The sequence below is a fragment of the Bryobacter aggregatus MPL3 genome, from assembly GCF_000702445.1.
Taxonomy (GTDB): domain Bacteria; phylum Acidobacteriota; class Terriglobia; order Bryobacterales; family Bryobacteraceae; genus Bryobacter; species Bryobacter aggregatus.
Map to the genome: position 1 here is coordinate 1,328,017 of NZ_JNIF01000004.1, position 16,767 is coordinate 1,344,783.

Sequence of the window (16,767 nt, forward strand, 5' to 3'; positions counted from 1 at the left end):
ACTCATATTCGTTTCGTTGCCTCCTGGGCCGGATGGGTATACACAGGAACTCGCTTTAAGAAAAGACGCAGCGCCTCCCAGTGAATCGCACCGATGAGCTTGGCGGTCATCCATGGATGCCTCAACAGGACCCGCCCAAGGTTTCGTGCGGTCCAGGGCTCACGTTCAAGCGCGAGCGTTGCATCAAAGAAAGGTCGATGTGATTCAGATGCCGGATCGCGCTCGATAGTATTGATGTGAGCCACCAGCTGATGATCGGGCTTGGTCAAAACAAACTCGTAATCCAGATTCATAGCCATAAACGGCGATACGTGCATGGTCTTGGGGCAGCGGTAATGCAATGAGTTTGACGAGTCCTGCCGGTTTTGAGGCCAAAGCCAATAGTTACGACTCTCTCCGAAGGTGCTGTTCACTTCGGCCAAAATGGTATCGAGGGAACCGCTCTTGTCATAACAGAAGTAAAACGAAATCGGATTGAAGCAATAACCCAGATAGCGCAGGTGAGTGAGCAGAAAGATCGGACCTTCAGGTAACGGGACCTTGTTCGCGTGGGCATCTCGCTCCACGCGCTCGCGCAGGGAGAGGCGGGGGTCGCCAAAGTGGTCTCGTTCCTCAAAGCTTGCCCAGTTGAAGCGGTTGTAACTGGTCCAAGGCAAGTTCGCCATCAGTTCAGGAATGCGGTCGATATCGAGCCACACCATGAAGAGCTTGTAGTTGAACTCATGCTTACACGGATGGAAGCGGCGATGCCGTAGCGTGCCCGTATAGATGCCGGGTTCTGGAATCATAAGCACGGCACTCCTAACGCTTCAGCCACCCGCATGCCGCTCCGCACACCATCCTCGTGGAAGCCGTAAAACCAATACGCCCCACAGAAGTGCGTGTGATTCTTTCCGCTAATATCGGCCCACCGTTCTTGTGCGCGAATCGCCGTCCTTGTGTAGAGCGGATGCTCGTACACCATCCTGCGAAGCACCCGTCCAGGGTGGATGGATCCATTGGCATTCAACGTCACGCAGTAGTCTTCTGAGGTTCGCAGCGACTGCAGCCGATTCATGTGATAGGTCATCGTGACCTTGCCCGAATCTCCCAACAGATAATTCCAAGAAGCCCGGGCCGCGGCCCGCTTGGGCAGTAGCGCGGAATCGGTGTGCAGGCACGTTTCGTTCCGGCTTGTGGTGAAACAACTCAGGACTTCGCGCTCCACCTCGGTTGGCTGTGCCAAGAGCGGTAGGATCTGATCCCCGTGGCAAGCGAAAATCACCTCGTCGAACTGCTTGGCAGGCTGGTGTTGGAATCGCAACGTTACCCCGAAATCGGAACGCTCAATAGAAGTGATCGTCGCCGCCTGGTTAATACGCTGCCGGAAAGGCACGGTCAGCGGGGCAAGATAGGAATGGCTGCCGCCGCGAATCACTTTCCATTTCGGGTGAGTGTTGATCCCCAGCATGCCGTGATTTTGCATGAAACGAATCAACGTCACCGCCGGAAACATCGGCATTGCTTCGGGCGCCATAGACCAGACCGCGCCTGCCATCGGAATCAGATATCGATCCACGAAAACCGGAGAGTACTTCCCTGCGTCGAGGAAATCACTCAGCGTCATACCCTCCTTAGTCGGATTGGTGAGGACCTTGGGCGCCTCGCGGTTGAAACGCAGAATCTCTCGCAGCAGCGTGTAATGGTCTCGCGAGAAGTAATTGCGTTTCTGCGCGAAAAAGCCACGCAAGCCGTGACTCGAATATTCAAACGCTCCGTCGTGTCCCGTTACCGCGAACGACATATCACTTGGCTGAGTCTCAACGCCCAACTCCGCCATCAGCCGGCAGAAATTTGGATAGGTCCGGTCGTTATGAACAATGAAACCTGTATCTACTGGAATGGGTCCATGGTCAGATTCCACCATTACGGTGTGTGTGTGGCCTCCCAGGCGATTCTCGCGTTCAAACACATATACCTCGTGCCGGCGGCTCAAATAATACGCTGCCGATAATCCCGATATGCCAGAGCCGACCACCGCGATGCGCTTCACAATCTCACCTTCAAATCGCCACCTTCGCCGACTCATTAGCCAAGTCTGCAACCGGAAGTACTCGGCGGAACGGCCGCAAGCTTTGCACAATACCGAACCAACTCAGAGCTTTTAGGACCAAGTAGGTAATGTCGAGTTCCCACCAACGCTCTCCTTGGCGGCAGCTTCCAGGAGAGTAATGGTGATTGTTATGCCAACCCTCGCCGAATGTGAGGAGCGCCAGCCAAAAGTTGTTTCGACTTTCATCCGGAGTATCGAAGCGGCGCATACCCCATAGATGCGCCAGCGAGTTAATGGCGAAAGTGCAATGGTAGAGCACCACGGTCGCAACCACGTACCCCCACACAAATGCCGGCCAGCCACCGATCAGAGCCACGATCGCACCAAATGTTACTGTCGGAACCCAATGGTGACGGTCAAGCCAAAGGATTTCCGGAAACCGGAGAAATTCAGATACCAATCGTGGATCGTATTTGTCAAAATCATTCGAAATCACCCAGCCCACATGCGCCCACCAGAAACCGCGACGTGTGGGCGAGTGGACATCCCGCTCCCGATCCGACTCCCGATGATGCAGGCGATGATGCGCCGCCCACCACAAGACTCCTTTTTGAGCCGAACTCTGCGCGAGGAAGGCCATCACGAATTGCCCAAAGCGGCCAAGCTTGTAGCTCCGATGTCCGAAGTACCGGTGATAGCCTGCCGTTACTCCAAACATGCGGATTGAGTAGCTTGCCGCGAGCCAAGCCAGGAGAGACCTTGTGGGCCGGGTCCACCACACGGCAACCACGCCGACATGAAGTAGCAGGAAGAACAGGACCGCCCCGAATTGGTATTTCGGCTTGGGCACGAAGCTCACAGCCTAAATATTATCGGAGGCTTGGGATTGTGTCAATGATCTGTCCAGGACAAATCATTGACACTGGAATCGAGTCTCGCTATATTCAAGGCGGATGAAAACCCGCTACCCAATTCGAGCCGTGGCGAAAATTGCCGGACTTAGCCCGGACACGCTGCGCGCCTGGGAGCGCCGCTATCAAGCAGTCGTACCGGAGCGCTCCGAAAGGGGACGCCTATACGGCCCAGAGCATATTGAGCGCCTTCTGTTGCTGAATCAGTTGGTGCAAAGGGGGCACGCGATCGGCGGGATTGCGTCACGGTCCGACGAAGAACTACGAGTTCTTCTGTCTAGGCAGCACAGCCAATCTGTCTCCGTGCCGACACCACCGGCGGACATGCTGGATCCGATGCTAGCGGCAATCGAGAATTTCGACACCCTTCGTGCGAGTGACGAACTCAGTCGTTTGGCGGCCGCTCTTAGCCCCCGCGATTTGGTCTACCAAGTTGTGGTTCCACTGATGCGCGAAGTGGGAATCCGGTGGCATAACGGCACTCTCGCCATCGCCCAAGAGCATTTGGTCTCGCAGATGCTGCGGACGCTCCTGGGCAACATGATGCGCCTGTTTCGGCCACTGAATCCGGCGATGACGATGGTTCTGTCAACACCCGCCGGTGAATCGCACGAATTCGGCATCCTTGCAGCCGCGATGCTGGCCTCTTTAGCGGGAGTGGATCCGGTCTACCTGGGCCCGAACCTGCCAGCACGGGAGATTGCGGATGCCGCGCGAAGGACATCAGCAAAGGTGGTTGCGCTGAGCATTACATTCTGGTCCAAGACGACGCAGGAGGAACTGAATGCCCTCGCGGCAGCGATGCCGGAGGGCGCGGAACTCTGGGTCGGCGGCGAGGGTAGCGCCGATCTGGATCTTACTCTTCTCGGACACAGTACGATTCGGATAAAGGATCTTCCGGCTCTCGAGACCGAGTGCCGCCGCTGGAGAAACTAACTTATGAAGACGGCGCTTAAGGTTCTATTCGCGACGATTTTCCTCTGGATGACAGTGCTCACAATTCGCACGAGTCTGGCGGTTAGTATCTGGAGCGCTTGGGACTCCTATGCCGCCAATCCCTGGGCCGTCGCAACGCTCTACGACGCTTATTTCGGCTTCATCACCTTCTGGGTATGGGTGGCTTACAAAGAACGCACCTTCTGGTCGCGTGCCTTGTGGCTGATCCTGATCCTTTGCTTGGGAAACATCGCGATGTCGCTCTACGTACTCATTCAGCTCTTCCGCCTGAAACCGGATCAATCCGTCGAGGCTCTACTTCAGCGATGAATCCAGAACTCACTCTTGTGCTCCTTGGCGCCGCGAGTGTAGCTGTTTTCATGCTGCTGTTGTGGCTGATCCATTTGCACACCGGCAACGCGGCGATTGTCGACGCTGGTTGGGCGGGAGGACTCGCGCTGCTTGGAGCACTCTACGCGGTATGGGGCGGCGGATATTGGCTCCGTGCCGCAATGATTGGCTCGATGTCGGTCATCTGGGGACTCCGGCTGGCGATTTACCTTCTCGCCACACGCATTATCGGACATCCGGAGGAGGGACGTTATCAGGAACTGCGAAAGCAGTGGAAGACAAATATCCCCTTCAAGTTTCTTTTGTTCTTCGAATTCCAGGCGCTGCTGGGCCTCGTGCTTGCAACACCATTTCTTCTGGCCGCGCGTAACCCCGACCCTAGAATTTCCTGGCTCGAGTGGACCGCCGTCGGTCTCTGGATTCTGGCGATGGCTGGCGAGACCGCTGCCGATGCGCAACTCAGCAAATTCAAATCCGACCGATCCAATCAAGGCCACACCTGCCAAACGGGATTGTGGCGCTACTCGCGCCACCCGAACTATTTCTTTGAATGGCTGATCTGGGTGGCCTTCGCCATGTTTGCCCTCGGTTCCCCCGGAGGGCTCTGGGGACTACTCGCCCCTACGCTCATTTTATACTTCGTGCTCCGAGTCACCGGGATCCCGGCGACAGAAGCCCAGGCCATCCGCACACGAGGCGAAGAATACCGCCGCTACCAACAAACCACCAGCGCCTTTGTCCCCTGGTTCCCGAAGGCAATTCTTCAGGAGAAGGCATAATGGAAAGCTCCACACTCACGGCCGAACAAAGCCATCAGCAACCGAAGGCAGCCTGGTACGAAGCGCTGATCGAGCGCGATCTTGTGCCGGATTGGGCTTTACGAGCCGGAATCCGGCGTCTTATTGGACAGCGCCTTCGCTACGAAGACAAGGGCGATCCGGAAAAGCAGCTTGCTCACCTGACAAGTTATGTCCAGCAACTGAAAGCGAGTCCGATCGCCATCGATACGCGTAAGGCCAATCAGCAACACTACGAGGTTCCAGCAGAGTTTTTTGCCTCCGTTCTGGGCAGTCATCGTAAATACAGTTGCTGCTACTGGCAGGAGGGCGATTCGCTCAATACAGCGGAGCGCCGCATGCTCGACCTCTCTGCAGAGCGCGCCCAGATCGAAGACGGACATTCCATCCTCGATCTCGGGTGCGGATGGGGCGCCTTCTCGCTCTATGCTGCCGCGCGCTTCCCAAACAGTACCGTGGTGGGTGTATCGAACTCACACTCCCAACGCCAGTACATCGAGAACCAGGCTCTCAAACGTGGCCTGACCAACCTCCGCATCGTCACAGCCGACATCAACGATTTCCAAGCGGGGCAGTGTTTCGATCGAATTGTGTCTGTCGAGATGCTGGAGCACGTACGGAACTACGAGAGCCTCCTTCAAAAAGTTGCTTCGTGGATGAATCCCGAGGGCTTATTGTTCGTTCACATATTCACCCATCGTCGATTCGCCTACCCCTTTGAGATCCGGGATTCGAGCGATTGGATGGCTCAGCATTTTTTCACGGGCGGCCAGATGCCCAGCGACGACCTGCTGCTATATTTCCAGAACGACGTCAAGATCCGCAATCACTGGGTGGTGAACGGCCAACACTACCGGAAGACGGCCGAAGCGTGGCTCCTCAACATGGATCAGCATCGAGATCCGTTGCTGAAATTGTTCATTGGCATTTATGGCCAGAACGAGGCGTTGAAGTGGTTCGTCCGTTGGCGTATTTTTTTTATGGCCTGCGCCGAACTGTGGGGCAGTCGCCGCGGCGCGGAGTGGCTCGTGTCGCACTACCTGTTCGAGAAAGCACAGGCGCCGGCCTGATCCGGCGCACGAGGCAAATGGGAAAGACATTAGACATCCTGATCCTCGGTTGCGGCTATACAGGCCAGCGCGTGGCGAGGCGCTTTCTGGCGATGGGAGCCCGCGTGACTGCGACCACTCGCGATCCCCAGCGACTCGCCGGTCTGGGCGTTGAGGTGATCGGTACAGGAGACCTGGTCAAGCACGTTCGTAAAGGGATGCTGGTTCTTCATTCCATCCCGCCCGGCGGCCCGCGAGAACTGCTCGATCCGCTGCGGAGTCAGGCGCGACGGCTGGTATACCTTTCCTCAACCACAGTCTATGGAGCGGCCAGTATCGTCAACGAGAGCACGCCGGTACACGAGAACTCGGAACGGGCGAGAGCACGCCTGGAAGCAGAACGGGCTATCGCGGAAGGACCTTGGTCGGCGCTGATTCTACGCCCCGCCGCGATCTATGGACCAGGACGTGGGGTGCAGGAGTCGATCCGGCGCGGCATGCACAGTCTCAGCGAAAAGTTTGTGAGCCGGATCCATGTGGATGATCTTGCGGCTCATGTGGAGGCTGCGCTGCTTTCCACCATCAGCGGAGCCTATCCCGTCGCCGACGAAGAGCCCTCTAGCTCGCGCGACATAGCGGAGTTTTGCGCGTCACTGCTGAATGTTCCAGTTACAAACATTGGTCAAAAGCAAGCCGACCCGGCGCTGCGATTTGCACACAACCGTCGCGTCGACGGCTCCGCGATTCGACGGGCTCTTGGAATCACACTCACTTACCCTTCTTACCGTGTCGGCATAGCTGCGGCTCTCTCCGCCGAGACCGCACTGGTTGGCTCCAGATATCAATCATCATGAGTGTCAAGTTTCACACTTTACGAAGAGAGCAGTGGATCCCGAGAGCCATTGAAGAGGTGTTCAACTTTTTCTCCGACGCCCGCAATCTGGAGGAGATCACTCCGCCTTGGCTGCACTTCCGCATTCTCGCAATGGATCCCGGCTTCATTTCGGAAGGTACGAAGGTTTATTACCGTCTGCGATTGCATGGCATACCGATTCACTGGACGACCGAGATCCGCCAGTGGGACGCGCCTCATAGATTCGTCGACGTGCAGAGATCGGGGCCATTCCGCCTGTGGCACCACACGCACTGCTTTGAGGCGCACAAGGGCCGGACCAGGATGATCGATATCGTTCGCTACAGGCTGCCTTTGGGCATCCTGGGTCGAATGGTGCATGCGTTAAAGGTACGCGGCGACCTGCGGCGCATCTTCGACTACCGGCGCCAACATATCCATGAGTTGTTCAAGGAACAGCGTGGGCGCATCGGGCCCGGCGATTTGAGGATTACAGCTTGGAACCTTTGATTCTCATTGCCGGAGCTACTGGTTATGTGGGTGGAGAGTTACTGAAAGCTCTTCTGGCCGCAGCATACACCGTACGCTGCATGGCACGGCGGCCAGAAGTTCTGAGATCCGAAGGGCTCTCCGGTGTTGAGATCGTTGCGGGCGATGCTCTCGATGCCGTATCCGTGCGCAGCGCAATGACGGGAGTCGACACCGCCTACTATCTGGTGCACTCGATGGGCTCGGCTGAATCCTTTGAGGAGCAGGATCGCGCAGCCGCACAACACTTCGCCGCCGCTGCCCGGGAGGCAGGAGTCCATCGGATCATCTACCTCGGCGGGCTCGGGCACAATGGAGAAAAGCTCTCCGCGCATCTGCGCAGCCGCCATGAAGTGGGCGAGATTCTCCGATCGACGGGCGTGCCGGTCATTGAGTTCCGAGCCTCGGTGGTGATCGGGTCCGGCAGTCTCTCTTTTGAGATGATTCGGGCGCTGGTGGAGCGGCTTCCGGTCATGATTGCGCCACGCTGGGTTTCGGTCGCCACACAACCCATCGCGATTGCCGATCTCCTTTCCTACCTGCTCGCATCCTTGGAACTGCCACTCAGCGGCAACAATACCTTCGAGATCGGTGGTGCGGATCAAGTGTCCTACCGTGACTTGATGAAGGAGTATGCAAGGCAACGGGGCCTAAAACGTCTCTTGATCTCAGTCCCATTGCTGACACCGCGTTTGTCTAGCCTTTGGCTCGGTCTGTTCACTCCTCTCTATGTGCGCGTAGGCCGCAAATTGATCGATAGTATCTGCCATGCCACGATTGTGGAAGACCAAACGGCTCTCCTACAGTTTCAGATTCGGCCTTGCGGATATCGTGAAGCGATCTCGGCAGCCATCAACACGGATGAGCGGCATCTGCTGACCGATTCTCGGACGATCCATGTGAGTGCTTCTCCGCAGGATGCTTTCATTCCAATCCGACGAATCGGCGGCACGAATGGCTGGTACCACGCGAACTGGCTATGGCAGCTTCGCGGGTTGATGGATCGGCTCGTCGGCGGCGTCGGATTTCGCTGCGGTCGCCGGGATCCGGATACTCTTCGCGTTGGCGACCCCCTCGACTTCTGGCGCGTGGAAGCGATGGAGCCCGATCACCGTCTACGTCTATCGGCGGAGATGAAGCTTCCAGGTCACGCCTGGCTGGAGTTCGAGGTGACGCCCGATGCCACCGGTTCCACCATCCGGCAAACAGCAACGTTCGATGCCAAAGGGCTACTGGGACGCGCATACTGGTACGTCGTCTTTCCGCTACATCAGTTCGTTTTCGGCCGAATGCTTCAAGCCATTGCGGCCAAAGTCCAAGGCAGCGGCTGAGCGCATGCCCACTTTTCTCAGAAGCATCGTTGTCGAAGCGCCGGTGGAAACTGTATTCGCCTTCCATGAACGGGAAGACGCCTTGCGACTCTTGCGTCCGCGCTTTCTCCCGTTGCGTCTGCTCCGAAAGACCGGCAGCATCGAACCTGGTTCGAGAGTGGAGCTTAAGATTGGACCGTTTCTGTGGACCGCTCTCCACACGGCTTATGAGAAGAACCGCCTGTTTACCGACGAACAAGTGCAAGGACCGTTTGCGAAATGGGTTCACCGGCACGAATTTGAATCGGTGGGCCGAGTGACGCGCCTAACTGATCGCGTTGAGTATCGACTGCCTGGAGGCCCATGGATGAACCACCTGTTTGGATGGGCCGTGCAATTCGGCCTCCATCAGATGTTTCGCCAACGCCATCAGATCACCAGGCATTATTGTGAGAAAGGAGCCAAATGAAAACTTCCGTGGTGAGCGTCTTAGTTCTGGCCATGAGCTTATTTGCCGTGGATGCGGTACCGCAACCGCAAGCCGGTCAACTCGCCCCTGATTTCACTCTGCCCTCCCAGGATGGCACTAAGGTTAGCCTGCATGACTTCAGAGGAAAGTGGGTAATCCTATACTTTTATCCCAAGGACGGGACAACTGGCTGTACGATCGAAGCGCACAATTTCCAGCGTGATCTTGCCAAATACGAACAGTATGGCGCGGTGATTCTAGGGGTGAGTGTGGATTCCACAAGCAGCCATCAGGAGTTCTGTACGAAGCAGGGCCTCAGGTTCAAACTATTGGCCGACACCGAAAAATCAGTCTCGCGGCAGTATGGGTCGCTAACAAATCTACTCGGATACAGGATATCGTCCCGCAACACGTTTCTTGTAAATCCGGAAGGCCGTATCGCCAAGGTGTGGACCGGGGTTGATCCTGGCCAGCATAGCGTGGAAGTCCTAGCGACACTGGCGAAAATGGCTCGCTAATTTTGCCGGATTGCTCGCGTACCTTGCGCCAAAACAACTTTCATCCTGGAACTCCTGCGGCACGGTGCAGCAGCAATGCCTCTTCGAGGACCGGGCTGACACCGCCTGCTTCGTGCAGACCTCGACTATTTTCTTCTGCACGGAGCGGAGGCATACGGAGTAGCGATAGCGCCGGGCCTTGCTCGATGAATAACTCGGCGACATGGCAACCCACCACACCGGCATTACAAAATGTCGCGGAGCAGCGCCTTCAGCTACAGAACCTGTTGCCGTGAGGGTTTCGCATCTTGTCCTTGAGCGTCTGTTGGACAAGTTGGAAGGTTTCCTCGGCGTGTTAAGAAGAAGGGGAGACAATCGGAAGGGCAGACCTGAGGAAAACAACTTTACCGTCAACGAACTGTGGGGAAAAACTGCTGAGGAACTACTTGGGGTGGAAAAGTGAGGAAAAAAATGAAATTGGCTCCCCGGGTAGGATTCGAACCTACAACCCTTCGGTTAACAGCAGAGGGGGCTGAGCTTTCAGGATTGCTCAGGATTTCGCTTTCTTTAGCTTTTTCATGCACTTGCGGGACATCCCAGTAACAGTTGGGCGGGAGTCGATTGCAGGATTTGTAGGGATTGTGAGGGAGTGTCCCTACAAAAGTCCCTACACACTAAGTTGAGATCTGAAGCCCGAAGCCATCGCAATCGCTACTATCGATTGAGGAAGTGAGCCCGACGCTCATAATACTGCACTCTCCATAACAAAATCCTGGATCACTTCTTCGGCCTGGAGCGATAGCCATCTTCGAGTTCATCAAAGGAGCCTGTTGGCCTTAAGCTTCGGAATAATTTTCTCGATCACCCTTTTTTGGCCTTTTGGCGTAATTGCCAACTCTCCCACCACGCCCGTCGTGCGCAGTTCATTGCTTTTGGTCAGTCGAGAAATGGCAACACCGAGGGAACTGCTCGAATTGTTTTTAGCTTGCCTCGTCAGTTCCTCCCTTTGGAGTTTATGGCCGATTGCGTGATTGATGAGCAGCAAAATCTCTTCCGGCGCGCTCACGGTGTGGTCGAGGATGAGCGGCGTTCCGTCGATCTCGTGGACGAGTGAGTGCTCAAGTTGGATGACGTCGGCTATCGTCTCTGCGATTAGCTTCCTGTCTTTGTTCCAAGCCAGCCGCAGAAACTCCGCAAACATCCATTTCCCGGCATGCAGCATCAAGACGGAATCCATCTCATTTGCTGTGTAGTCGGGCGATATATGTACTGGTCCCCGGTCCGAGCGAAGCTTGTAGACAAGGCGGATTGCTTTGCAGAAGTGGCGACGATCCCCATCTGCCAAATTGTGGCTGCGCTTGTTATTGTAATCTTCGAGCCAATCGCAGAGCTTTCCCGGAAGTTCAGAGTGAGTCGTCACTCCGGAATCTAATTGGTATAGCGCGCGTGAAATCGCCTCACAGAGTCGCCCACCATCGAGTTCTGCTGGTTTCCAATCTCCGGCAAAGAACCGTTGTTGCATCTCGACGTAGCTGTCGACGATTGCGCTGGCGAAGTTAGGATCAACGACCATCGCCAGCTCAGCGGTTAATTGTACTGAGGAGAGCGGCATTTCAGGACTTCTTCCTCGGTGCGCGCGCCTTTGCTGTCTTGGTATCCGGATTCCACTTGTCCGGCAAGTTGTTATCGAGTGCCTCTTCCAACGCTTTAATTGCCTGTTCTCTGGCTCCGGCGTTCAGCTTCATTCGATCCTCAGTGTCAACGGTGAATCCTTTTTTCTGTTTCAACCAGAATCGACAATTCGCGTCGTAGACCTTGGCTTCTTTGAGAACAGTGAGCAGTTCGCTTTTGGGTGTCGAGGACCGTCCCAAAAGCAACTCTTGCGCGTAAACGAAGAGATACGTCAACCGCCTGTAATAGTCCGCCGCCGATGTTGCTTTTAATCGATTGTCAATAAGCTCAATTGCATCATCGCTGATTTGGAAGAGCTTGAGAATCGGTTTGGCCTCATGATGCTCTTGAACAGTGGGCTTCTGTGGTGGCTCTTCGTGGACCTCACTTACGGGCGGGGGTGGCGGCAGCTGCTTCAATCCAGTGTCAAGACCATCTTCTCTCAGGACAGTACGCAACTGCGGTTGCGTAATTGTGCGGCCAACGCCACGCTGCGCAAAGAGTTCTCCAAAAACTTCGCCAAGGCCCTGCATTGCTGAATCCGTCAGCGAGGCCTCAAACCTTCTACTATTGCGGTCTTCCTCATAGCTGAGAGTGTTTCTGTTTGGCGGAAGTTCAGATGATCGTGCAATGTGTGGCGTAGTCGATCCGTTTGCAGGCTCAACTGGTTGGCCTGTGCGAGTGCCGCACTCCACGCAGGCTTTTGCGCCAGTCTCCAAAAGTTCCCTGCACTTCATGCATCGCGCCTGGCTGGCGCACACCTTGCAAAAAACACCGCGTTCAGCGAGCGGCTCTGCGCAATTCGGACAATTCATCGTCTAAGACTCCTTTGAGATTCGCTCTAAACCTAACTACTCAATTCCAACGACTGCGGATAGGACTTCACCCTTCCAACGAAGGCCAGCGCACCGATCTACTCCACCAGCGCCTTGAACACCGCGTCAGCGGCGTCCTTATAGAACTCAATGCTGATCCGGGTCCAGAGATCGTCAGGCAAGTCGTTGAGTTGTCGGCGAGCGGCCACGGGCATCAGCAGTGTCTGGGCTTGTTTGTCGACGGCGAGCTCTGCTATTCGGATCGCGTTTGGGATCATGTCAATCGAGCCGCCCAGGTTTAGCGAGCCGACAATGATCGTTCCTCCGCGGGTGTTCTTGCCGAGGAGTGATCCGCAGAGTGCTACCAAGACTGCGAGGCTCAACCCACTTCCCGATCTGTCAGCGTCCATAGCCCGCATCTGGATCGAGAATTCGTGTTCGCGCGGGTCGCGATCTCCCACCAATTCCTTCGCGCGGATGTACAGATTCTGTTCGCCCACTTTGACGCTCTCTCGAAAGGAGGGCGCCGGTGGCTGGTTCAGAATCTTCACTCCACTCCCTGGGCCTGATGTAACTTCCAATCGGTAAAGCCCAGCACCGGCTTCCGGCGTCCCCGTACTGGCCGCCCAGACTTGGCCGGGCGGTAGGGGATCGGATTCGATGGCCTCATCGCTGTGCAGCTCAGGCGTCGAGACGAATTGCTCCAACCCGTCAAGGCCCATGGTGAAGCTGAAGTGCGTATTCCGGAACTCGCTCTTGAAACAGCGCTTCTGTTGCTCTTTGATCCGCCGCCGAGACTCCAGTGCTAAACGGACAATCCACTCCAGATCTTCATCAGCAACGGGCATTTCCGGCTTGGGGTAGAGTAGCTTCACCAGTCCGCTGATCGTTTTGTTTACCGCCTCAATGTCGCGTCCACTCAATGCCCCGCCCAAGAAGACGCGGCCTTGCATCACGTTGACACGGCTGCCAGCCCGGAGCTTGCTCCAGCATTCCGAAAGGAAGTCGCTGACGAGTCCAAAGTGATCGGTGAGATGCTCGGCGGGTGAAAGCTTGGGGAAATCCCACCCGGGCGCGAAGGCATGAAGGCGATCCATGAATGCGGTGTCATTCCGCATCTCAGGCGGCAGGGGGCTCAACAGGTGCCCCACGCGTTGCTGCTGTTCGACGTCGACATCGAAGTTTCCCACCATCACCAGACCACCCTCGGCGCGGATGTTCTCCTTGCCTCGGCTGAACTGGCCGGAAGCCATGTAGCCCTTCATGATGTTGACTCCATCCTTCTGGTCGAAGGAGATTCCAGAGACCTCATCGAAACAGACCACATCGTATTGACAGACCAGGCCACGCTGGCCAGTGGCGTTGTTCACGAACATCTTGGCAACGGTCGCCTTCCCTCCGGAAATCAAGTGGGCGTAAGGAGAGATTTGTTGAAAGATGTGGCTCTTGCCGGTTCCGCGGGGTCCAAGTTCCACCAAGTTGTAGTTGCGCTCGACGAACGACACCATGCGAAGGAAAACCACGCGCTTCGCCCGCTCATCCAGTGAAGAGGGCTCCAATCCAACGGAGCGGATCAGAAGATCGATCCATTCTTTGGTGGTGAACTTTTCCCGGCCCCGCGAAAGGATATCCAGCACATCGGATTTGGACATCTGGATCGGGCGTAGACTCTCGATGCTGAACGGTCGACCTCCGTTCTCCTGGGCAACGATGCCGTCGTAGGAGAGCGTCACCTCGGCGTAGAATCCATCGGTAAGCATCCGCTCATTCTCCCGAACCAAATCGTCGTTGATTCGAACTTCGCGGAGTGCCAAACTCGGCAACTCCGCGACATAGCAGTCGTTCTTCGTGTCCAGTCGAGCGCGCACGATATCGATCAACTTGACCGAACCTTGATCTCTGGCCCGAGACTTGAAGAGTTCTTCTTCTCCTGTCCGCACCGTCCGATCTCGCAGTTGCTTTTCGACGATCTCAAGGCCCTCTGCAATCTCGCTCTCATCGGTGCTTGCGCAGTAGCGACCCAACAGGAACTCAACCACATAGGTGGGTACCGGATATTGGCGCGAGTACTTGCGAACGAGATCCTTCCGAACCAGGTACCCGTCAAAGGCCGTGGCGGCTAGTCTATCCAAGCTGTCCATGCTTACATTCATGGTTTTTCTCCTACACAGGTCGTCTGGCTAGCAATCACTTTCCCCTCCGGGTCTAGAAGAACTACGAATGCAGCTGCGCCCTCATGGGCATCATCAGGCACCGCCATGCTCACTTCCCCGGCGGGACCGATCTCCTTTGTTGCTGCCGCAATACTGGTTGATTCCTGCTTCCAACTCTTCCGCAGGTCCACGCGCACTTTAGGGTCATTGGAATCCACACGAACCCGGCAGCGCATTCCCCGCCATTCGACGGATTGGATCGATGCATAAGTCGCGCTTGCGCCTCGCTCGACGATCAACTCTGGAACGACACATTCCTGGGGACTGATGCCGCCATGCGCGTAAGTCTCACCGGCACGGAAAGCCCCGATTCCTGGAGGTGAGGCAATCTGAACGTCCGGATTCCAGTACCACGGGCTGACAGGGATGTTCAGGTCTGGTTGGCCTTTTACTACGGCGCAGCGGGCCCACTTGGTTTCCGCAAGATAAGGTGCAAGCTCCACCTTAGGTAGCCCCCCCGGCAGGAGTAGCCAGCCGTGATCCGTGACTACGCGTACTCGGCGCCAGCCAGAGTCGATCAAGCTAAAAGCCCGGTCGGCGATACGATCCACTTCCACATCCAGTTGGTGGACCAACTCGCCCTGGAGGCTGTGGCCCATGCTGTCAACGTTGCCGCACTCGGTCCACCCTCCACCTTCGCCGCCCGCTGGAATACGGATTTCATTCGGGTCCAGAAGCTCGACGCCGCTGGTCTCCAATCGCTCTCTCAGGAGCGGTGCAATCACAGGCTTCCAGCCGGATTTCGCCTGGATCAACGGTGTAAAATCATCGCCGTTTCCACCCTTAATTCCATCTGTGATTGGAGTGGCTGCGAGCTTCGCAGTCGGCGTCACGGTTGGCAGCGGAGCCAACCGATGGGTCATCGATACGCGAAAGCCACGTGCGTCAAGTCGGGCAGCCAGCTTGCCGGCTAAGTCAAACCGCAAGCCATCCACAAACAAAAGGCAGGTGTCCTTCTCAGCGGCGGGCTGGAAAACGCCCTTTCGCGCTTCGCTGGGCTCCTTTGCCACCAAAACCTGAAAATGCCGAGCGGAGCCGTCCAGCCATGGCTCATAGAGCGCACGAACTACCTTCACCAGAAGCGCAGCATCCGGTCCATTCCGGAATCGCCCCAATGCCTCCATGGCGGCGGCATCACACTCCCAGCCGCTGCTGGCGTATTCCGCGGCGGCCGCAGACAGGGTCGCTCCTCCCACCGGCTTCCGAGCGGCTTGAGCCAGGCGCGCCAAAGGGCGGAGTGCTACTGCCCAGGGGCTCATGTCGGTTCGAGCCCACACCCAGTCACGGCGAACGGCGTGCCGGCCTTCCAACTCCAAAACCTTAGCGCACGCCTGGGCTTGGGGTAGGCCCGCTGTCGTTTGAAGGTCCTGACGAAGCTCTGTCTCGTCACGCTCATTGATGCGGGGATCCCGGGACGGATCGAGAACGAGGAGACCCTGGCCCGCGCCCACAGGTTCCTTCAGCAACTTTGCCACGCCAGGATAGAGCTGCGGAGACTCGGCGAAGCGGCTCCACACTCGGTCCAGACCCAACTCAGCACGAATCAGCAAACCTGCGACCTCGGCCGCTGGCACTCGATCCGGATCGAAGCCAAACTCTGATTGGCAGAGGCCCCGGAAAGACTCCCATCGGCTGCCTTTTGCCGTTGCCTCGAACGCCTCTGCATTGTTGAGCCACAACAGCAGATCGCGAACGGGGTCCTGCACGGAGAGCTTGTCGAAGTCGTCCGCATCCAAGCGGCGGCCCTTCAATGTGCGAGCGTCGGTTTCAGCAAGGATGGGCAGCACGCGGAGGAAAGCATCTTCGGTCCGCCGATCAGCGGCAACGTCCAGCGCGAGACCTTCATCGGAAACAAGGAAGGCCCTCACTGTCCAATCGTGCCCATTCGACTGATGCCAGACCCGCCCGCGGAACTGGAGTTCCACCAGAGGCTGCAAAGCTGGTGGGCAATCGCCGGCGGCGCGGAGTTCCTGGCGGCTCACGCGAGGCAGGTACAGCACGGGGACCACTCCGGCAGTTGGTGCCTCTGGCACTGTGCGGTCGACGATACACTTCAACCAAATTGCAGGGCCTCGGCGCTGAGTTGGATCGTACTTGCCAAGCACGAACAATTCCGGCAATACGGCCTGCAGTGGTCCTATGAGAGTAGTCCATTCACCCGTTAAGTCAGTCCACAGAATTGCCACAGGTCTGCCGCTGTCGCCCGATTCGCGGCCACGCTCGCGCAAGCTCTCTTTCAGGCGTTGCGCCAGTAGCAAAGCTTGGTTTTTTACCATTGCCCACTCTCGAAGGAAGCTGGAATAGTCAAGCGAAGTCCTTCCCGGTTAGTTACTTC

General features: G+C 56.7%; 16 protein-coding genes. 9 read left to right on the top strand and 7 right to left on the bottom strand.

Annotation, left to right across the window (positions count from 1 at the left end; all coding sequences use genetic code 11):
* Window positions 1-2: 2 nt before the first annotated feature.
* From M017_RS0125470 to M017_RS0125480, 3 genes are read right to left on the bottom strand one after another with little or no spacing between them, the layout of a single operon-like run.
* Window positions 3-788 carry a DUF1365 domain-containing protein gene (locus tag M017_RS0125470; RefSeq protein ID WP_051670870.1) on the bottom strand — a complete coding sequence of 262 codons (786 nt, stop codon included), beginning with the start codon at window positions 786-788 and terminating at the stop codon, window positions 3-5.
* Window positions 785-2,032, bottom strand: a complete 1,248-nt coding sequence (locus tag M017_RS0125475) for an NAD(P)/FAD-dependent oxidoreductase (RefSeq protein ID WP_031501081.1) — start codon at window positions 2,030-2,032, stop codon at window positions 785-787. Before M017_RS0125475 ends, M017_RS0125470 begins: the two co-directional genes overlap by 4 nt.
* 10 nt (window positions 2,033-2,042) lie before the next feature.
* Window positions 2,043-2,891, bottom strand: coding sequence for a fatty acid desaturase (locus M017_RS0125480; protein WP_035958842.1), 849 nt, complete (start codon window positions 2,889-2,891; stop codon window positions 2,043-2,045).
* A gap of 94 nt (window positions 2,892-2,985) precedes the next feature.
* Between M017_RS0125480 and M017_RS0125485 the strand changes: the two genes are divergently transcribed.
* Genes M017_RS0125485 through M017_RS0125525 form a run of 9 tightly spaced genes read left to right on the top strand, consistent with a single transcriptional unit; the run spans window position 2,986 to window position 9,754 of the window.
* Entirely contained in the window at window positions 2,986-3,879 is an 894-nt protein-coding gene (locus tag M017_RS0125485; RefSeq protein WP_080508178.1) for a MerR family transcriptional regulator, read from the top strand.
* A 3-nt stretch (window positions 3,880-3,882) separates the two neighbouring features.
* The gene (locus tag M017_RS0125490) at window positions 3,883-4,209 is read left to right on the top strand and encodes a DUF1475 family protein (RefSeq protein WP_031501084.1); all 327 of its coding nucleotides are present in this window, start codon (window positions 3,883-3,885) and stop codon (window positions 4,207-4,209) included.
* Complete coding sequence (locus M017_RS0125495; protein ID WP_031501085.1) at window positions 4,206-5,009, top strand: DUF1295 domain-containing protein; 804 nt, start codon at window positions 4,206-4,208, stop codon at window positions 5,007-5,009. The genes M017_RS0125490 and M017_RS0125495 overlap by 4 nt, the downstream gene beginning before the upstream one ends.
* On the top strand, window positions 5,009-6,097 hold the full coding sequence (locus M017_RS0125500; RefSeq protein ID WP_080508179.1) for an SAM-dependent methyltransferase: 1,089 nt from the start codon (window positions 5,009-5,011) through the stop codon (window positions 6,095-6,097). Before M017_RS0125495 ends, M017_RS0125500 begins: the two co-directional genes overlap by 1 nt.
* Window positions 6,098-6,114: 17 nt before the next feature.
* Complete coding sequence (locus tag M017_RS28360; RefSeq protein ID WP_051670871.1) at window positions 6,115-6,930, top strand: NAD-dependent epimerase/dehydratase family protein; 816 nt, start codon at window positions 6,115-6,117, stop codon at window positions 6,928-6,930.
* A complete protein-coding gene (locus tag M017_RS0125510) occupies window positions 6,927-7,439 on the top strand; it encodes an SRPBCC family protein (protein ID WP_051670872.1) in 513 nt (170 codons plus the stop codon). The genes M017_RS28360 and M017_RS0125510 overlap by 4 nt, the downstream gene beginning before the upstream one ends.
* Window positions 7,427-8,788 (top strand): SDR family oxidoreductase, encoded by a 1,362-nt coding sequence (locus M017_RS0125515; RefSeq protein WP_031501089.1) that lies wholly within the window; start codon window positions 7,427-7,429, stop codon window positions 8,786-8,788. The genes M017_RS0125510 and M017_RS0125515 overlap by 13 nt, the downstream gene beginning before the upstream one ends.
* Before the next feature lie 4 nt (window positions 8,789-8,792).
* Window positions 8,793-9,236, top strand: a complete 444-nt coding sequence (locus M017_RS0125520; protein WP_031501090.1) for an SRPBCC family protein — start codon at window positions 8,793-8,795, stop codon at window positions 9,234-9,236.
* The gene (locus tag M017_RS0125525) at window positions 9,233-9,754 is read left to right on the top strand and encodes a peroxiredoxin (protein ID WP_031501091.1); all 522 of its coding nucleotides are present in this window, start codon (window positions 9,233-9,235) and stop codon (window positions 9,752-9,754) included. The genes M017_RS0125520 and M017_RS0125525 overlap by 4 nt, the downstream gene beginning before the upstream one ends.
* Before the next feature lie 796 nt (window positions 9,755-10,550).
* Here the strand turns inward: M017_RS0125525 and M017_RS0125530 are convergent.
* From M017_RS0125530 to pglZ, 4 genes are all read right to left on the bottom strand, one after another.
* On the bottom strand, window positions 10,551-11,345 hold the full coding sequence (locus M017_RS0125530; RefSeq protein WP_031501092.1) for a hypothetical protein: 795 nt from the start codon (window positions 11,343-11,345) through the stop codon (window positions 10,551-10,553).
* A 1-nt stretch (window position 11,346) separates the two neighbouring features.
* Window positions 11,347-11,937 (bottom strand): hypothetical protein, encoded by a 591-nt coding sequence (locus M017_RS0125535; RefSeq protein ID WP_031501093.1) that lies wholly within the window; start codon window positions 11,935-11,937, stop codon window positions 11,347-11,349.
* A gap of 380 nt (window positions 11,938-12,317) precedes the next feature.
* Window positions 12,318-14,372: a BREX system Lon protease-like protein BrxL gene (gene brxL / locus M017_RS0125545; RefSeq protein ID WP_031501095.1), complete on the bottom strand. Its 2,055-nt coding sequence runs from the start codon at window positions 14,370-14,372 to the stop codon at window positions 12,318-12,320.
* Window positions 14,369-16,708, bottom strand: a complete 2,340-nt coding sequence (pglZ, locus tag M017_RS0125550) for a BREX-1 system phosphatase PglZ type B (RefSeq protein ID WP_031501096.1) — start codon at window positions 16,706-16,708, stop codon at window positions 14,369-14,371. Before pglZ ends, brxL begins: the two co-directional genes overlap by 4 nt.
* Between the last annotated feature and the right edge of the window lie 59 nt (window positions 16,709-16,767).